We start from the raw sequence: 16,051 nt of genomic DNA on the forward strand, positions 1-16,051 counted from the left end.
GGGGGGGGGGGGGGCCCCCCCCCCCCCCCCCCCCGCGGGGGGGGGTGGGGGGGGGGGGGGGGGGGGCCCCCCCCCCCACCGGGGGGGGGGGGGGGCCGCGCCCCCGGACCCCGCCCCGGCCGGACTACTCCTCCTGTCCGACCCCGTCTCCCCGCCCGGAGAGAAGCGTTTCGAGCTGCTCCTCCCGCGACTGCGCCGCCACGAACAGCAACTCGTCCCCCGCCTCCAGGTGATCCTCCACGGTCGGCGCCAGCACCCGCGTCCCCCGGATGATCGTCACGAGCGACGTGTCCTCGGGCCACCGCACCTCCCCGACCCGCGTCCCCGCCAGCTCCGACTCCGGTGGCAGGGTCAGCTCCACGAGGTTCGCGTCCCCGTGGCTGAAGCGCAGCAGCCGTACGAGATCGCCAACACTCACCGCCTCCTCGACCAGGGCCGACATCAGGCGCGGCGTCGAGACGGCGACGTCCACGCCCCAGGACTCGTTGAAGAGCCACTCGTTCTTCGGGTTGTTGACGCGCGCGACCACGCGCGGCACCGCGTACTCCGTCTTGGCGAGCAGCGAGACCACGAGGTTGACCTTGTCGTCACCCGTCGCGGCGATCACGACGTTGCAGCGCTGGAGCGCGGCCTCGTCGAGCGAGGTGATCTCGCAGGCGTCCGCGAGCAGCCACTCCGCGCGCGGCACCCGCTCCACCGAGATCGCGGTGGGCGTTTTGTCGATGAGCAGGACCTCGTGCCCGTTCTCCAGGAGTTCCCCGGCGATCGAACGGCCCACGGCCCCGGCCCCGGCGATGGCGATCCTCATCACTGACCGCCTTCCTGCGGACCCTCGGCGAAGGCCGCCTCGACCCGCTCCACGTCGTCGCTGCGCATCATCACGTGCACGAGGTCCCCGTCCTGCACCACCGTCTGCGAGGTCGGCAGCATCGCCTCGCCGAGCCGCGTGAGGAACGCGACCCGTACCCCGGTCTCCTCCTGGAGCCGGCTCACCTTCTGACCCACCCACGCCTCGGTCGCGTACACCTCGGCGAGTTCCACCGCGCCCGTGGGATCGCGCCACAGCGGCTCCGCGCCCGAGGGCAGCAGGCGCCGCAGCATCTGGTCGGCCGTCCACCGCACCGTCGCGACGGTCGGGATGCCGAGCCGCTGGTAGACCTCGGCGCGGCGCGGGTCGTAGATCCGGGCGGCGACGTGCTCGATGCCGAACATCTCGCGGGCGACGCGCGCCGCGATGATGTTCGAGTTGTCGCCGCTGCTCACGGCGGCGAAGGCGCCCGCCTCCTCGATACCCGCTTCGCGAAGGGTGTCCTGGTCGAAGCCGATGCCGGTCACCCGCCGCCCGCCGAACCCTGAGCCGAGACGGCGGAAGGCGGTGGGGTCGCGGTCGACGACGGCGACCGTGTGCCCCTGCTGCTCCAAGGTCTGCGCGAGAGCGGAACCCACTCTCCCGCAGCCCATAATGACGATGTGCACGACCGTCCTTCCGGCTGAAATCGACTCGGGCGGCCCAAGCGGGCCGGTCCGGGGAGCCTTCCCGCCGTGCGGACGGTCCGGCCCGCGATTTCCGGACAAGGGGCCAAGCTACACACGTCCCGCGGCGGGTACGTATCCGCCCGCCCACCGGACCCGTGTCGCGTCAAGGCCGCGTCAAAGTTCGCGCGTAAGCGTTAGGACTTCGCAAGGACGGGGGTGGGAGGTGGGTGTGCGCCTGTTCGAGCCCTTAGGATCGCCGCCGTGTCCAAATTGACCGACGTGCCCAAACGGCTCCTCATCGGGCGCGCACTGCGCAGTGACAGGCTCGGCGAGACCCTGCTGCCCAAGCGCATCGCTCTTCCCGTCTTCGCCTCCGACCCGCTCTCCTCCGTGGCGTACGCGCCCGGCGAGGTGCTGCTGGTGCTCTCGGTGGCGGGCGTGTCGGCCTACCACTTCAGCCCCTGGATCGCGGCGGCCGTCGTCGTCCTCATGTTCACGGTGGTCGCCTCGTACCGCCAGAACGTCCACGCCTACCCGAGCGGCGGCGGCGACTACGAGGTCGCCACGACGAACCTCGGCCCGCGCGCGGGTCTCACCGTCGCGAGCGCCCTGCTCGTCGACTACGTGATGACCGTCGCCGTCTCCGTCTCCTCCGGCGTCGAGAACCTGGGCTCCGCGATCCCCTTCGTGGTCGAGCACAAGGTGCTGTGCGCACTCGTCGTCGTGTTCCTCCTCACTGTCATGAACCTGCGAGGTGTACGGGAGTCGGGCAAGCTCTTCGCCATCCCCACGTACGTCTTCGTCGGCGGCGTCTTCCTCATGATCGTCTGGGGCATCGTCCGCGGCGTCCTCATGGGCCAGGACCTGAGCGCTCCGACCGCCGACTACACGGTCAAGGCCGAGCACAAGGGCATCGCCGGTTTCGCCCTCGTCTTCCTCCTCCTGCGCGCCTTCTCCTCCGGCTGCGCCGCGCTCACCGGGGTCGAGGCGATCAGCAACGGCGTCCCCGCCTTCCGCAAGCCGAAGAGCAAGAACGCCGCCGCCACCCTCGCCCTCATGGGCCTGCTCGCGGTCACGATGTTCTGCGGGATCATCGGGCTCGCGATGGCCTCGCACGTACGGATGGCGGAGAACCCGGCCGTCGACCTGCTGCACCACGGTGTCCCCGTGGGCAGCGGCTTCGTGCAGGACCCGGTCATCACACAGGTCGCCTCGGCCGTCTTCGGCAACGGCACGTTCTTCTTCGTCGTGCTCGCCGCGGCGACGGCGCTCGTCCTCTTCCTCGCCGCGAACACCGCGTACAACGGCTTCCCGCTGCTCGGCTCGATCCTCGCCCAGGACCGCTACCTGCCCCGCCAGCTCCACACCCGCGGCGACCGGCTCGCCTTCTCCAACGGCATCGTCCTCCTCGCGGGCGCCGCAGCCCTGCTTCTCGCGATCTACGGCGCCGACTCCACGCGCCTGATCCAGCTCTACATCGTCGGCGTCTTCGTCTCCTTCACGCTCAGCCAGACCGGCATGGTGCGGCACTGGAACCGCCTCCTGGCCACCGAGCGCGACGAGACAGCGCGCCGCCGGATGCACCGCTCGCGCGGCATCAACGCCTTCGGCGCGGTCCTCACCGGCATCGTCCTCGTCGTCGTGCTCATCACGAAGTTCACGCACGGCGCCTGGGTCGCGGTCCTCGGCATGGTGATCTTCTACGGAACGATGACCGCGATCCGCAAGCACTACGACCGCATCAGCGAGGAGATCGCCCTGCCCGCGCCGGGCACCGAGGACACCGAGGACGTGCTGCGCCCCTCGCGCGTGCACAGCATCGTCCTCGTCTCGCGCCTCAGCCGCCCGACGATACGAGCACTCTCCTACGCCCGCCTCATGCGCGCCGACTCCCTCGAAGCCCTCACCGTCGGCGTCGAGCCGACCGAGACCAAGGCCCTGCGCGCCGAGTGGGAGCAGCGCGGCATCGAGGTCCCCCTCAAGATCCTCGACTCCCCGTACCGCGAGGTCACGCGCCCCGTCATCGGGTACGTGAAGCGGCTGCGCAAGGAGAACCCGCGCGACGTCGTGAGCGTGATCATCCCGGAGTACGTCGTCGGCCACTGGTACGAGCACCTGCTCCACAACCAGAGCGCCCTGCGCCTCAAGGGCCGCCTGCTCTTCAGCCCCGGCGTCATGGTCACCTCGGTCCCGTACCAGCTCGAATCCTCCGAGGCCGCCAAGCGCCGCGTCCGCCGCCGTCAGAACTGGTCCGCGCCCGGCGCCGTGCGCCGCGGCCCGGTCGAGCGCAGGACGAAGGAGCCGGCGGGGGCGAAGCCCAAGGACTGAGGGCCGGTCCGTCGGCGCGCGGCGGCCCCGTAGACTGGAAGGCTGTTGCCCTCAGCGGTCCGCACCCCCCTTTGTTCAGGAGCCCCCTCCCCATGCAGGCAGAACCGAAGAAACCGCAGTCCGGGGCCTCCCTGGTGGGTCAGGAGTACGAGGTGGAGGTCGGCCCCGTCGCGCACGGCGGCCACTGCGTCGCCCGTACGCAGGAGGGCCGCGTCCTCTTCGTACGGCACACCCTGCCCGGCGAGCGCGTCCTCGCGCGCGTCACCGACGGCGCCGAGGACTCCCGCTTCCTGCGCGCCGACGCCGTCGAGATCCTCGAAGCGTCGAAGGACCGCGTCGAGGCCCCGTGCCCCTTCGCCGGCCCGGGGCGCTGCGGCGGCTGCGACTGGCAGCACGCGAAGCCGGGCGCGCAGCGCCGTCTCAAGGCCGACGTCCTGCGCGAACAGCTCGAACGCCTCGCCGGGCTCACGCCCGAGCAGGCCAACTGGGACGGCACCGTCCTCCCGGCCGAGGGCGACAAGCTCCCGGCGGGCGAGGTCCCCGCGTGGCGCACGCGCGTCCAGTACGCGATCGACGAGGACGGCCGCGCGGGCCTGCGCCGCCACCGCTCCCACGAGGTGGAGCCCATCGACCGCTGCCTCATCGCGGCCGAGGGCGTCAGCGAACTCGGCGTCGAGTCGCGCGACTGGAGCGGCATGGACACGGTCGAGGCGATCGCCGCGACCGGCTCCCAGGATCGCCAGGTCATCCTCACCCCCCGCCCGGGCGCCCGCCTGCCCCTCGTCGCACTCGACAAGCCCGTCTCGGTCCTGCGCGTGGACGAGAAGGACGGCGGGGTCCACCGCGTCCACGGCCGCGCCTTCGTCCGCGAGCGGGCCGACGAGCACACCTGGCGTGTCGGCAACGGCGGCTTCTGGCAGGTCCACCCGAAGGCGGCGGACACGCTGGTGCGCGCCGCGATGCAGGGCCTGACCCCGCGCAAGGGCGAGACGGCCCTCGACCTGTACTGCGGCGTCGGCCTCTTCGCCGGAGCGCTCGCCGACCGCGTCGGCGAGAAGGGCGCGGTCCTCGGCATCGAGACCTCCAAGCGCGCCGTCGAGGACGCCCGCCACAACCTCGCCGACTACCCCCGCGTCCGCGTCGAACAGGGCAAGGTCGACCAGGTCCTCCCGCGCACCGGCATCACCGAGACCGACCTGATCGTCCTCGACCCCCCACGCGCCGGCGCCGGCAAGGCCACGGTCCGCCACCTCACCACCCTCACCCCCCGCCGCATCGCCTACATCGCCTGCGACCCCGCCGCCCTCGCCCGCGACCTGAAGCACTTCGCGGAGAACGGCTACCGGGTACGGGTGCTGAGGGCGTTCGACCTTTTCCCGATGACGCAGCATTTTGAGTGCGTGGCGATTCTGGAGCCGGTGGCTAAGGGCTCCTGACCTGCGGTTTTGCGCGTGCGCAATATGTGCGGTGTGGGCCTTACGGGCGATATCTCGACGCTGAAATGACGCTCATTTGACGCTCGTCCTGATGGCGCGTCAGCCCGCAGGCGGCCGAGGCCGGTGCGAAGAGGACGAGCCCGCCGCCGTACGCCTGCCGGGCGCCGATACGGTCGGACACCGTACCGGCCGAGAGCATCAGGGCGGCGAAGACGAGGGTGTAGCGTCCAGCACCCACTGCGGGCCGGACATGCCGCCGCCCAGGCTGCGGCCGATGTCGGGCAGGGCGACGGTGACGATCAGTGCGTCAAGCGAGATGAGGAAGAAGCCCAGCAGGGCGGCGCCGAGCACAAGGGGAGATCCGTTCTGGACCGGGCCCGCGGTGCGCGCGGCGGTGGGGGACGCTCGCGGCGATCTCACGAGGACACTCCTGTGAGGGAAGACGCGCCTCGCGCGGCGCGACCCCGCTGCCGCGCCCGTGCGGGAACGGCGGCGGGATGCGGGCGGGGGCCGGAGGGCCGTCAGTTGTCGAAGTCGGTGGAGCGGGTGAGCTTTTCCCAGGAGTGGAGTTCGGCGCGGGCACGGTCGAGGTGGGCGGTGATCGCGTCGGTGGCGTCGTTACCCAAGGGCAGACGCAGCGGCGGTTCGTCAGCGTCCAGCGCGGCGAGAATGGCGGCCGCGGCCTTGGCCGGGTCCCCTGGCTCCTGTCCGGCCCCGCCCGGCAGGCTGGAACGGACGGGGCCCACGGTGTCCTCGTAGGCGTTCAGGGGCGTGGACTGCTGCAGGGTTCCGGTGCCCGCGAAGCCGGTGCGGAACGCGCCGGGCTCGACGATCAGCACCCGGATGCCATGCGGGGCGACCTCGGCGGCCAGCGCCTCGGAGAGCCCTTCCAGGGCGAACTTGGTGGCGCAGTAGGCGCCGACCCCGGCGAAGGCGAACCGTCCGCCCATGCTGGTCAGTTGCACGATGGAGCCCGCGGCCCGGCGGCGCATGTGCGGCAGTACGGCGCGAGTGAGTGCCGCCGGACCGAAGAAGTGCAGGTCCATCAGGTCCCGCAGTTCCGCGTCGGTGGTCTCTTCCACGGCCCCCACCATGCCCCGTCCGGCGTTGTTCACCAGGACGTCGATGCGGCCGTGCCGGGCCACCACGCTGTCGACCGCTTCTTGGATGCCGGCGATGTCGGTGACGTCCAGCGGCAGCACTTCGACCTGGACCGGATGTGCGGCGACCAGGTCGTCGAGCGGCGCGGTGCGGCGGGCGGCGGCGACCACGATGTCTCCAGCAGCCACCGCCGCGTTGGTGATCGCCCGACCGAACCCGCTGCTTGCACCGGTGACGAGCCATACCTTGTTCATGATCTTCTCCTTGCGCCGGGTGGTTCGCCGCCGTGAGCGGTTGGTGTGAACTACCTTGCAATGCAGACCAGTTGTTCGTCCAAGGCTCACTGTGACAGCCGATGGTCATGGACGTTCACGGGCAGAACCTGGGGCACTCAGCTGCCGCGGCGTCTGTCGCGTCGGCGTACGCGGCAGCAGCCTGCGCCGCACCGGCGGGTCCTTGGAGCCCAACAGCGATCGTCGCCTGCCGGTACACGCGTACAGCAACGACGGCCGCACCACGCCCTATGGCATAGCGATGCCGGTCGTCAGGGCTCCAGTGTCAGCCGCGCCAGCGGCCGGACGGTCCTCGCGCTTCATGAGCCGCACCCGCTCGGATTGTTGCGTGCGAGCCACTTCAGGGTGTTGTGCGGCCTCGGCCGCGGTGAAGGAAGCGGTGAACGTGAACGCGCGGGGGGACGGCCCGTGCGTGCGCAGGTCCGTCAGCCGCCGCAGAGCTTCCTCGGCAGAGGGGCGGTGGCCGGCGGGGACCCACCAGAGCACCAGGTGCGCCTCAAGGGGGCGCTCGAACCATTCACGGCGCCGCTGCATCGCCGCCAGGTGTCCGCTGCGGTAGGTGAAGTCCCACAGAGCCTGCGGGGATTCCCACACCGACAGCGTGACGATGACGTTTTCGCCCGCCGGGCGCAGGCCGGTGGCGTCCGCCTCGCCTTCCTCCACGAGCCGCCACACGAAACCGGGCGCGGCGTCGGCGGAGGCGTTGACCGAGTCGAGCAGGGCCACGAACGGCGCGGTGCGCGGGTCATCAAGCGGGTGCCGGAGGGTGGCGACGTTGAGGTGAGCGAGATGAGCGACGGGCACGAGTGCGGTCATGGCCTCATACCAGCATGGCCCGCTCTTCTAAGTCAATGGCTTTGGTTTTTAGAGTTTTCGATCACCACGCAGCACTCGCCGGGCCTGGGGCCCATGCGGGCACGCACGGGGCCGTCCGTGCCGAACAGCCCTTGCAACAGGGCCAGATTCATGCCGCAGACCAAGGGTGGGAAGCGCTCGGCGACGGCGTGGAAGGGGCAGTTGCGCAGACGCACGACGCTCGCCGCCGCCTTCGCCGTGCCGTCGGTGTCCTCGGCTCCCTCCACGTGTGGTTCGTAGCCGCGGGCGGCAAGCACGTTCACAGCCTCCTCGAGGTTCCCGCAGGGCGTCGCTGTGTCACGCAAGGCCGCGCCCTGGCGGTGTGCCGCCGCGCGCAACCCGTCATCCAGCCCGGCCTGCTCGGCCGCCTCGGCGAGCAGCGTGGCGGCGGTGCGGTAGTCGCGGACGGGCAGCGACACCGACAGTTCACCCCGGGCCCGCGTGTACACCTTGGCTGGACGACCCGCTCCCGGCCCCGAGCGTCCTGACAGGCGGCGACTGCCGCTCTCCAGCAGCCCCGCCTCTGTCAGCTTGTCCAAATGATGCGCGGCGAGCGTGCGCGAGACCCCGGCCGCCTCGGCGGCCTCGACGCGCCCGACCTCGCGCCCTTGCGCCACCACGTACTCGTACATGCGGCGTCGCACCGGATCCTGCAAAGCCGCGACCGCCTCGATATCCCTCACCCGGTCATTCTAGGAACAACGCGGGTTGCGGATAGAGCGGTGACCCCGAGCCGGCCGGCACACCCTCGATGACGCGCTGCATGGTCGGCCATTGGACCCGGCGCCTGCCGGCTGTGGGGCGCGAGCGCACCCGGGCCGGCGGTCAGGAGTGCGGGGAGCCGGCTTTCAGGCAGGCCGGGGGGCGATGTGGGGAACGCGACCTGTCCGCGTGAGGACGAACTCCGTGAAGGCGCGCAAAGGCGGGCTCTGCGCGGTGGTGCGCCACACCAGGGACCACTCCGTCGCTGGGGCGTCCTGCAGGGGCAGGAACACCACCCCGGGGTGCGTGTAATAGCGGCACACGTGGGCGTTGAGGGGACAGATTCCGGTGCCTGCCGCGACGTGGGTAAGGACCTCGTGGAAAGTCCTCACCACAGGGCCCGCCGAGTGGATGGGGCGCCCACGGGGCGTCCAGGCAGGCAACATGGCCGAGATCCACGCCGGTGGCAGTTCTGGACCGATGGCGAGAACCGGGTGATCGCCCAGGTCCTCGAGTTCCACGTCGGTGCGCCCGGTCAGGGGATGCTGCGTGGCGACGGCGAGCACCCGGCCCTCGGTGAGTACGACAGGGCCGACGGTCACATCCGGTTCACGCACCGGCAACCACAGCAGCACGGTATCCACCGTGCCCTGTCGCAGCGCCGTGAACGGTTCACTGAAGTGCACCTCCCGGAACTCCACCCGGCAGTCCGGATGCCGGGCGGTGAAGGCAGCGGCTACGGAACCGAGTTCGTGTCCGAGGGCCCCCATGACGCCGACGGTGAGGGTGCCCCTGACCTGGCCGGCGACGGCCGTGGCTTCCGCGAGAGCCCGCTGGATGCCCTCGTACCCGACGCGCAGGTCCACCGCCAGGCGCTCGCCGAGCGGCGTGAGCCGCACCGAACGGCTGGTGCGCTCGAACAGCGAACCTCCGATGCGCCGCTCCTGCGCCTTGATCGCCTGACTGACCCGGGCCTGGGATACGTACAGGCGGGACGCGGTCCGGCCGAAATGCAGTTCCTCCGCCAGCGTGAGAAAGATTTCGATGTCCCGCAGCTCCACGCCCCACCCCCACTGCCCTCGCGAAATACCCTCCCGCGCCTGCCATCAATAACGCACAGGTGATCGATTCTTTCAAGAGGGGCGTTGATGTCGCGCGAAGCCCCGGCACAGACTGCGGGAGTCATCCGACAGCCCAGCTCAACCCGCCCGGGGAGTCTCGCTCATGTCCATGATCGTCACCGTCCTTACCGTCCTCACCTCGCTCTGGGTGGCGTTCTCCGGAATCTCGCTCCTGAGACGCGCGCCGTTCGTCGTGGAGCCGCTGGTTTCCTACGGAGTACCCAGTTCGTGGTGGACCTGGCTGTCCATCGCCAAACTGCTGGGCTCGGTGGGCCTATTGGTCGGACTGGCGGTACCCGCTGTGGCTGTGGCCGCGGCCACGGGACTGATCCTCTACTTCCTCGGGGCCGTCGTGACAGTACTCCGCGCTCACTCCTACAAGACCGTCGCGTTCCCCGTCCTGTATCTGGCCCCTGTGGCCGCGACCCTGGCCGTCACCGTCGCCTAGGGCGGCGTGTCCGTGAAATCGGTGGCTCGTAGTTCTGTCGATGGTGTGACGGCATGAATTGACGGACGGGTCATGGGCGTTGATCGCCCCGTTGGTGGAGCCGGGCCGGATGGGGCGGCCGGTGCGTGATCGGCGTCAGGTGGTGAACGGGATCTTGCGGAAGCTGTCCACGGGAGCTGCCTGGCGGAACCTGCCCGAGCGGTACGGGCTGTGGACAACGGTCTACGAACGGTTCCGTCACTGGTCGGCCGACGGGACCTGGGAGCGGTTGCTGGCTCACGTCCAGCAGCACTCGGACGCGGTGGGCGAGGTCGACTAAGCCCTGGTCTGCGTGGACTCGACGACGGTGCGGGCTCATCAGCACGCGGCCGGGCCCGCCGCCCTCACACCCCCGACGCGGGCCCGGTAGGAGTGGAAGCGAGACCGCCACATCGGCAGGCCGCCGCAACGGGCTGCGACACCGGTCAGCCACAAGCCGTGATCGTGTGGCGAGCGATTCGGTGTCGGTGGCCGTGATTGCGGTGAGCCGCGCCACAATATTGCCGTGATGATCAGTGTGTGGGAGGCGGCGCCACGCAACCGGTCGTCGGGCAGTGCCCGTTGGCCTCGATCCGGACGCGGGTGAGCCTTGACCCCTGATATCGGACACACGAGACACTGGATCTGGGGCGTGTATCGGAAGTTGCTGTTGAGGGTGCCGAGTAGCTGCGATCGTCCGGGCCATGACTGTTGATTGGAGCGGTGACGAGGTCGTCTTTCGGCGCTCTGGTGCGGAGCACATGGACGAGGTGCTGGGCGTGCTCGACGAGGCGGCGGGATGGCTTGAGGCACGCGGGGTCAGTCAGTGGCCTTCGCGCTTTGAGGCCGCATGGGTGCGGGAGGCTCTCACCCGAGGCGAGACCTGGCTGGTGGAGATCGGGGGCAAGGTCGCGGGTACCGCCACAGTGGACTGGTCGGACCCGTTGTGGGCAGATCCCGGCGGCACGGCGGGATACGTGCATCGCATGGCCGTGCGCCGTTGGGCGTCCGGGCTGGGCAGCGTCATTCTCGACTGGGCGGGCGACGCCGCTCGGCAGCGAGGTGCGAGCACCTTGCGGCTGGACTGCGTGAAGTCCAACGGTCGTCTGCGTTCCTACTACGAGACGCGGGGTTTCGTGCACCGTGGTGACGTGCCGGTGGGCGGTGCTCCCGGCCTGCGGCAGGACGATGGCCCCGTCACCTGGGTCAGCCGCTATCAACTCGATCTTGAAGCGCGGTGAGTTGTGCGTCATGGCCACTCGTTGATGGCTGCGATGGGAATGGTCGCCTCGTGGCGGACCGCGAGCTTGTCGTGGCGAGTTGCCACGGCGCGGTGCCTTCTCGCGCCGCGCGGGTGGCACGAGCTTGTCGTCCACCTCGCGCGGCAGCAGCGGCTTGACGTCCGCCTTCCGCCGGGCCGGCGCCGGAAGGCCGCGCACCCCGGGCAGGACCCGTTTCCGGTGGTGGGGTGGCGGCGTCCCCGGGTCAGACCAGCAGCTTCGCCTTCAGCGTGGCGATGTCCGCCTCCGTGAGGCCGAGGCCGTTGCGTACGTAGCCGTCGAAAGAGCCGTAGATCTTGTCCGCCTCGGCGAACGCGGCCTTCAGCCAGGAGAGTTCGACCGCGTCCGGGTTCCCCGTGTACGTGTTGCTCGCGAGGAAGTCGGCTTCGACGGTGGAGCGCGGGACACCGAGGAGCGTCAGGAGGACGGCGGTGGTCCAGCCGGTGCGGTCCTTGCCCGCCGTGCAGTGGTAGACGAGGGCGCCGGGCTCGTGGGCGACGGCGAGCAGCGTGTCGTGGAAGGCGTGGTCGGCGCCGACGAAGTTGACCATGAAGGGGTAGCCGATCGACTGCCCGAGGTCCCCGGAGCCGCTGAAGAGCCCGGCGGCGAGCGCCAGGGCGAGGGTGGCGGCGGCGTTCTCGTGGAACTTCACGCCGTACGCGAGCGAGAGGACGTCGGCGACCTGGTACGTGACGCCGGCGGGCAGCGTGTCGGGGTCCTCGGCGCGCTCGACGGCGTTGCGCAGGTCGACGTCACGGGTGATGCCGAGGGACGTGAGGGTGCGCTGTTCGTTCGCGTCGAGGTCGCTGAGCTTGCCGGAACGGTAGACCAGGCCCGTCCGGACGTGGTGGCCGTCGGCCGTCTCGTAGCCGCCGATGTCGCGGAAGTTCTTGGCGTGCGGGAGCGAGACCGCGGCGGAGGAAGCCGTGGCGGTGGGGGCGGCCGCAAGGGCGGCGGGGGCCAGGGCGAGGGCGGGGCCGGCGGAGAGAAGGGCGGCGGTCACCGCTGTCACGGCGATTTTGGGCAGGCGCACGGGGAGACTCCTCAGTGGGGGAAACGGCTGGCACGTGGAGCTCGCCCATCGTGTGCCGCCTGCCTCCCCCGCGCATGGACACGACATGACCGCCCGGCGAAGAGAGCACGGCTACTGCCGTAGCGCGGAGGCGAGTTGAGGAGCGGTGCCGACGCACTGCCGCCGTTGCGCTCCTACTCACTCCGGCTGGGCGGCGCACGCCGTGGTCTGAGCGCGCGTACTCATGAGGGCGGTCGCCGCCGGGCCCGAGAGTGGGGGTCCGCCCCGAACACGAGGAGCCGGCGATGACCGCCACCCGTCCCGCCCCTGTCCCGACGCCGGAGGCGAGCCCGTCGTCGCGGCGCCGTCTGCCGGCCGTTCTCGCCGTCGCGGTGAGCGCGGCGCTCGTCGTCTCGTGGTTCGGCGCGGCCGATCCGACGACCTGGCTGCTGGAGACGGTATGGGTGATGGCGGGTCTGCCACTCGCCATCCTGACGCGCCGTCGCTTCCCGCTGAGCGGCCTGCTGTGCGGGCTGCTGGCGGCGCACGCGCTGGTCCTCGTCGTGGGCGGTCACTACACGTACGCGGAGGTGCCGGCGGGGGACTGGGTGCGTGACCGGCTCGGATGGGATCGCAACCCGTACGACCGTCTCGGCCATTTCGCGCAGGGCTTCGTCCCCGCCGTCCTGGTACGCGAACTCCTCGTCCGCACCTCCCCGTTGCGTGGCAGCCGCTGGCTTGCGCCGCTCACCGTCTGTGCCTGCCTGGCCTTCAGCGCCGTCTTCGAGTTGCTGGAATGGCTCGCGGCCGTCACCGGAGGTCATGCCGCGGACGCGTTCCTGGGCACCCAGGGAGACGTCTGGGACACCCAGTGGGACATGTTCTGTGCCCTCATCGGAGCTACCTGCGCCCTGCTGCTCCTGAGCCGCGTCCACGACCGCGCCCTCGTCCGCCTGGGCGTTGACAGGCCGGCCGGCGCCTCCTGAGGGAGGCCGCCCCCTGTCGGTTCGGCGGCTGCGTTGTCCCCCTCGTCACTGCCGCTGCTCCTGCGACGTGAGGTGCTGTCCCGGGGGGTCCGTCGCGTCCTGGGCCGTGCCGTGCGAGGCGCGCGTGTCACGGCGGTCGAGGTAACGCACCACCGGCGTCGCGAGGGCGCCGTGGAGGAGTACCGACACCACGACCGTGAAGGTCACCGTCGCCCACAGCTGCGCGGCGGGGGCGGCCACGTGGGCGTGGCCGAGGGCGTAGGAGAGGTAGAAGAACGAGCCGATGCCGCGGATGCCGAAGAACGCGGTGACGGCCCGTTCGCGCCGGGTGGCGGCGGTGGAGCGCAGCGAGAGGTATCCGGTGACGGGGCGGATCACGAGGAGCAGGAGCAGGCCGAAGACCGCGCCGCGCCAGGTGAGGGCGGCGAGGCCGCCCTGGGCGAGGAATCCGCCGACGAGGAAGAGGACGAGAGCGGTCAGCAGCCGTTCGATCTGGTCCATGAACGAGTGCATGACCCGGTGGTAGCCGTGGGTGCGTTCCGCGGCCCGCAGGCTCAGGGCGGTGGCGAAGACGGCGAGGAAGCCGTAGCCGTGCAGCACTTCGGTCAGGCCGTAGGACACGAAGGCCACGGCGAGGGCGACGAAGCCCTCGCTGCGCTCGGAGACGCGCAGGGAGGCCGGGCGGGCGCGGAAGACGAGCCGGCCGAGGAGGGCCCCGATCCCCGTTCCGGCGAGCACGCCGACGGTGATCCGCAGGAGCACGTCGTAGCCGAGCCAGTGCCCCGTCCAGGCCCCGGACCAGCCGGTGGCCGAGGCGGCGGACAGGGCCAGGGCGGCCATGACGAAGGGGAAGGCCAGCCCGTCGTTGAGCCCGGCCTCGCTGGTGAGCGCGAAGCGGGTCTCGTCCTCGTCGAACTCGGCGTCGGTCGGCTCCCCCACCCGTACCTCCCCGGCCAGCACGGGATCGGTGGGGGCCAGGACACCGGCGAGCAGGAGCGCCACGGCCGGGGCCCAGCCCAGCAGACCCCAGCCGGCCGCGGTGGCGGCCAGGACGGTCACGGGCATGGCCACGCCCAGCAGCCGCCACGTGCTGGCCCAGGTGCGCCTGCCGAAGGGCCGGTTGATGGCCAGGCCCGCGCCCATGAGGGCCACCAGGACGCACACCTCCGTGAAGTGCTCGATCACCGGGCCGGAGGCGACGGGGTCCAGCGTGGGCAGCGGGTCGAGCGGCAGCAGGAAGACGACGAAGCCCAGAGCGAGGAAGACCATGGGCAGCGAGACCGCCCACCGTCTCAGCAGCGTGGGCAGCATCGCCGCCCCGAGCGCCCCGAGACCGAGCAGTCCATAGGTCAGATCCGTGCCCGAGAGCTCCATGCGCGTACCCACCTGGTGTCGACAGAGGAAGGAAGGCGAGCCGACCTGCGTTCCCGCGCGTGCGCGCCGGGGCGAGGGGCGATCACCCAGGCACCCCGTACCCCTGGTGGGGTGGCGCACGCCCGGACCGGCGCAAGATCCGGGGCAGGGGCGGCGTTCCGCGTCTCCGCCGGTGGGGAGGAAGGGGCAGCGGCGGCATTCCGCGTCGAGCCGCGCGCTGTGCGCGGGAGGCAGGCGCCGAGGCCGTGGCGGCCTCTGTCCCCCGTGAGAGCTACGCCCAGGCGTCCCCTCAGGGGTGACGGCGTGTGATCCGCGTTTTCCTACCGTTTCGTTCGGTCGCGGTGCCCCGCCCGAGGCCCTGTGAACGGAACCCGAACGAGGAGTCGTCGTGAAACCGGTGTGGCAGATCCTGGCTGTGGTGGCGGTCAGCGCGGCTGGTGGTCAGGCGCTCTCCGGGGTGAAGGAGAACCCGTGGCTCGCGGTGCCGTTGGGCGGCCTCGCGGTCGTCCTCGCGGTCCTCGTCTACCGGTGGGTCGTGGGACGCCTCGACGGGCCGTACACGACCTGATCGTCTACGCGGCCGAGCCGGGTTCCCCCTCGCAGGACCGTCTCGGTGTCCTCGCCGGGCGGATCGCGCCGCGGGCCGCTACCGCGGAACCGGCCCACCAGCCGCACTGATCTCAGGCGGCGAGGGAGCGCGTGGCCTGGTCCAGGAGTTCCTGGATGCGCAGTCCGCGCGCCGCGTCCGGGGCGCTCGTGACTCCGGTGCGCACGGCGGTGGCGAAGGCGGCGCGCAGGACCGGCCAGCACTCCTCGTGGTCGATGCCGGCCGTGTCGTAGACCAGTTCCTCGTCCGGGCCGAAGAGTTCGACGCGCGTGCGGGCGCGCGGCAGGCGTACGGCGCCCGAGAGCGAGGCCTGGCTCGTCGCGCCGTTCTCGTGCGCGCAGGTCAGCTCCGTCCAGCGGCGCGGGTCGCCGGTGGCGCGGACCGAGACGATGGGGGAGACGGCCGCGTCGAGCAGGTCGAGCAGGTGCGGGCCGAGGTCGAGGAGGGCGCCGTGCTCCAAGCGCCAGGCGGTGGCCTGGTCGCCCTCCAGGAAGGCGCCGTGCAGGTAGCAGGAGCGCGCGCCGCTCGTGTCGTGGTGCGCGGCGCGGGCCAGGAAGTCCTGGGTCGCGGGGTGGTAGCGCTTGGTCAGGACGAGCTGGGAGACGACGCCGTGCTCGGCGACGGCGTCGGCGACCGCGCGCGCGGCGGCCAGGTCCGCGCCGAGCGGCTTCTCCAGGAGCAGCGCGCGCCCGGCCGCGGCGGCCCGTACCGCGAGCGGGGCCTGGACGGCCGGGGGGACGGCGAAGGCGACCGCCTCGCAGTGGTCGAGCAGTTCCTCGAAGGAGCCGGCCGCGGTGGCGCCGTGCTCGGCGGCGAGCGCGGCGGCGGCCTCCGGGCGGCGCGCCCACACGGAGGTGAGCCGGGTCTCGGGGCCCGCGGCGAGGACGCGCGCGTGCATCGTGCGGGCCCAGGGGCCCGCGCCGACGAGTCCGACGCGGACGGGGGCCGGGTTCCCGGCGGTGGGGGCGGCGGGGTCGTGCATGGTGTTCTCCGGGGTGGTACGGGCGTGCCCAC

Annotated in this window: 15 protein-coding genes and 2 pseudogenes; 7 read left to right on the top strand and 10 right to left on the bottom strand. The window is 71.5% G+C overall.

Translation table 11 applies throughout. From position 1 onward, the window contains the following. Nucleotides 1-124: 124 nt before the first annotated feature. Both ACIP4O_RS18130 and ACIP4O_RS18135 read right to left on the bottom strand, forming a co-directional pair. Nucleotides 125-808, bottom strand: coding sequence for a potassium channel family protein (locus tag ACIP4O_RS18130; RefSeq protein WP_401575517.1), 684 nt, complete (start codon nt 806-808; stop codon nt 125-127). Further along, the gene (locus tag ACIP4O_RS18135) at nt 808-1,476 is read right to left on the bottom strand and encodes a TrkA family potassium uptake protein (RefSeq protein ID WP_009069092.1); all 669 of its coding nucleotides are present in this window, start codon (nt 1,474-1,476) and stop codon (nt 808-810) included. The genes ACIP4O_RS18130 and ACIP4O_RS18135 overlap by 1 nt, the downstream gene beginning before the upstream one ends. Before the next feature lie 261 nt (nt 1,477-1,737). Here ACIP4O_RS18135 and ACIP4O_RS18140 point away from each other — a divergent pair, with 261 nt between their 5' ends. Further along, nucleotides 1,738-3,804 carry an APC family permease gene (locus ACIP4O_RS18140; RefSeq protein WP_401575519.1) on the top strand — a complete coding sequence of 689 codons (2,067 nt, stop codon included), beginning with the start codon at nt 1,738-1,740 and terminating at the stop codon, nt 3,802-3,804. Between the two features lie 92 nt (nt 3,805-3,896). Next, on the top strand, nt 3,897-5,240 hold the full coding sequence (locus tag ACIP4O_RS18145; protein ID WP_401575521.1) for a class I SAM-dependent RNA methyltransferase: 1,344 nt from the start codon (nt 3,897-3,899) through the stop codon (nt 5,238-5,240). 100 nt (nt 5,241-5,340) lie between these two features. Here the strand turns inward: ACIP4O_RS18145 and ACIP4O_RS18150 are convergent. The 5 genes and pseudogenes from ACIP4O_RS18150 to ACIP4O_RS18170 form a co-directional block, all read right to left on the bottom strand. After that, nucleotides 5,341-5,660, bottom strand: a pseudogene (locus ACIP4O_RS18150) (MFS transporter); the annotation flags it as partial. A 101-nt stretch (nt 5,661-5,761) separates the two neighbouring features. Further along, nucleotides 5,762-6,595 (bottom strand): oxidoreductase, encoded by an 834-nt coding sequence (locus ACIP4O_RS18155; RefSeq protein WP_401575523.1) that lies wholly within the window; start codon nt 6,593-6,595, stop codon nt 5,762-5,764. Between the two features lie 267 nt (nt 6,596-6,862). Further along, nucleotides 6,863-7,450: a DUF3291 domain-containing protein gene (locus ACIP4O_RS18160; protein WP_401575524.1), complete on the bottom strand. Its 588-nt coding sequence runs from the start codon at nt 7,448-7,450 to the stop codon at nt 6,863-6,865. A gap of 32 nt (nt 7,451-7,482) precedes the next feature. Next, nucleotides 7,483-8,121, bottom strand: a complete 639-nt coding sequence (locus ACIP4O_RS18165) for a helix-turn-helix transcriptional regulator (RefSeq protein ID WP_401576217.1) — start codon at nt 8,119-8,121, stop codon at nt 7,483-7,485. 216 nt (nt 8,122-8,337) lie between these two features. Further along, the gene (locus ACIP4O_RS18170) at nt 8,338-9,252 is read right to left on the bottom strand and encodes a LysR family transcriptional regulator (protein ID WP_401575526.1); all 915 of its coding nucleotides are present in this window, start codon (nt 9,250-9,252) and stop codon (nt 8,338-8,340) included. A 163-nt stretch (nt 9,253-9,415) separates the two neighbouring features. Here ACIP4O_RS18170 and ACIP4O_RS18175 point away from each other — a divergent pair, with 163 nt between their 5' ends. The 3 genes and pseudogenes from ACIP4O_RS18175 to ACIP4O_RS18185 all read left to right on the top strand — a co-directional run bounded on the left by ACIP4O_RS18175 (nt 9,416) and on the right by ACIP4O_RS18185 (nt 11,019). Further along, entirely contained in the window at nt 9,416-9,760 is a 345-nt protein-coding gene (locus tag ACIP4O_RS18175) for a DoxX family protein (RefSeq protein ID WP_361332492.1), read from the top strand. A 58-nt stretch (nt 9,761-9,818) separates the two neighbouring features. After that, nucleotides 9,819-10,076: pseudogene (locus ACIP4O_RS18180) on the top strand (transposase); the annotation flags it as partial. A 463-nt stretch (nt 10,077-10,539) separates the two neighbouring features. Then, on the top strand, nt 10,540-11,019 hold the full coding sequence (locus ACIP4O_RS18185; RefSeq protein WP_401575528.1) for a GNAT family N-acetyltransferase: 480 nt from the start codon (nt 10,540-10,542) through the stop codon (nt 11,017-11,019). Between the two features lie 244 nt (nt 11,020-11,263). On the opposite strand, the gene ACIP4O_RS18190 is transcribed toward ACIP4O_RS18185, so the two are convergent. Further along, the gene (locus ACIP4O_RS18190) at nt 11,264-12,091 is read right to left on the bottom strand and encodes a tyrosine-protein phosphatase (RefSeq protein ID WP_401575530.1); all 828 of its coding nucleotides are present in this window, start codon (nt 12,089-12,091) and stop codon (nt 11,264-11,266) included. A 284-nt stretch (nt 12,092-12,375) separates the two neighbouring features. Here ACIP4O_RS18190 and ACIP4O_RS18195 point away from each other — a divergent pair, with 284 nt between their 5' ends. Continuing rightward, the gene (locus tag ACIP4O_RS18195; protein WP_401575532.1) at nt 12,376-13,056 is read left to right on the top strand and encodes a DUF2238 domain-containing protein; all 681 of its coding nucleotides are present in this window, start codon (nt 12,376-12,378) and stop codon (nt 13,054-13,056) included. A 45-nt stretch (nt 13,057-13,101) separates the two neighbouring features. On the opposite strand, the gene ACIP4O_RS18200 is transcribed toward ACIP4O_RS18195, so the two are convergent. Then, on the bottom strand, nt 13,102-14,430 hold the full coding sequence (locus tag ACIP4O_RS18200; RefSeq protein ID WP_401575534.1) for a cation:proton antiporter: 1,329 nt from the start codon (nt 14,428-14,430) through the stop codon (nt 13,102-13,104). Nucleotides 14,431-14,818: 388 nt separating this feature from the next. Here ACIP4O_RS18200 and ACIP4O_RS18205 point away from each other — a divergent pair, with 388 nt between their 5' ends. Then, the gene (locus ACIP4O_RS18205) at nt 14,819-14,998 is read left to right on the top strand and encodes a hypothetical protein (protein WP_401575536.1); all 180 of its coding nucleotides are present in this window, start codon (nt 14,819-14,821) and stop codon (nt 14,996-14,998) included. A gap of 112 nt (nt 14,999-15,110) precedes the next feature. Here ACIP4O_RS18205 and ACIP4O_RS18210 read toward each other — a convergent pair whose 3' ends face one another. Continuing rightward, nucleotides 15,111-16,019, bottom strand: a complete 909-nt coding sequence (locus tag ACIP4O_RS18210; RefSeq protein ID WP_401575537.1) for a Gfo/Idh/MocA family protein — start codon at nt 16,017-16,019, stop codon at nt 15,111-15,113. Nucleotides 16,020-16,051 lie beyond the last annotated feature (32 nt).

This window comes from Streptomyces sp. NPDC088923 (assembly GCF_044749745.1).
GTDB lineage: Bacteria > Actinomycetota > Actinomycetes > Streptomycetales > Streptomycetaceae > Streptomyces.

Excerpts from the sequence above, each read along its gene's own strand:
- ACIP4O_RS18130 (WP_401575517.1), bottom strand. The coding sequence starts at position 808 with ATGAGGATCGCCATCGCCGGGGCCGGGGCCGTGGGCCGTTCGATCGCC.
- ACIP4O_RS18145 (WP_401575521.1), top strand. The coding sequence starts at position 3,897 with ATGCAGGCAGAACCGAAGAAACCGCAGTCCGGGGCCTCCCTGGTGGGT.
- ACIP4O_RS18155 (WP_401575523.1), bottom strand. The coding sequence starts at position 6,595 with ATGAACAAGGTATGGCTCGTCACCGGTGCAAGCAGCGGGTTCGGTCGG.
- ACIP4O_RS18160 (WP_401575524.1), bottom strand. The coding sequence starts at position 7,450 with ATGACCGCACTCGTGCCCGTCGCTCATCTCGCTCACCTCAACGTCGCC.
- ACIP4O_RS18165 (WP_401576217.1), bottom strand. The coding sequence starts at position 8,121 with ATGTACGAGTACGTGGTGGCGCAAGGGCGCGAGGTCGGGCGCGTCGAG.
- ACIP4O_RS18175 (WP_361332492.1), top strand. The coding sequence starts at position 9,416 with ATGTCCATGATCGTCACCGTCCTTACCGTCCTCACCTCGCTCTGGGTG.
- ACIP4O_RS18185 (WP_401575528.1), top strand. The coding sequence starts at position 10,540 with ATGGACGAGGTGCTGGGCGTGCTCGACGAGGCGGCGGGATGGCTTGAG.
- ACIP4O_RS18195 (WP_401575532.1), top strand. The coding sequence starts at position 12,376 with ATGACCGCCACCCGTCCCGCCCCTGTCCCGACGCCGGAGGCGAGCCCG.
- ACIP4O_RS18200 (WP_401575534.1), bottom strand. The coding sequence starts at position 14,430 with ATGGAGCTCTCGGGCACGGATCTGACCTATGGACTGCTCGGTCTCGGG.
- ACIP4O_RS18210 (WP_401575537.1), bottom strand. The coding sequence starts at position 16,019 with ATGCACGACCCCGCCGCCCCCACCGCCGGGAACCCGGCCCCCGTCCGC.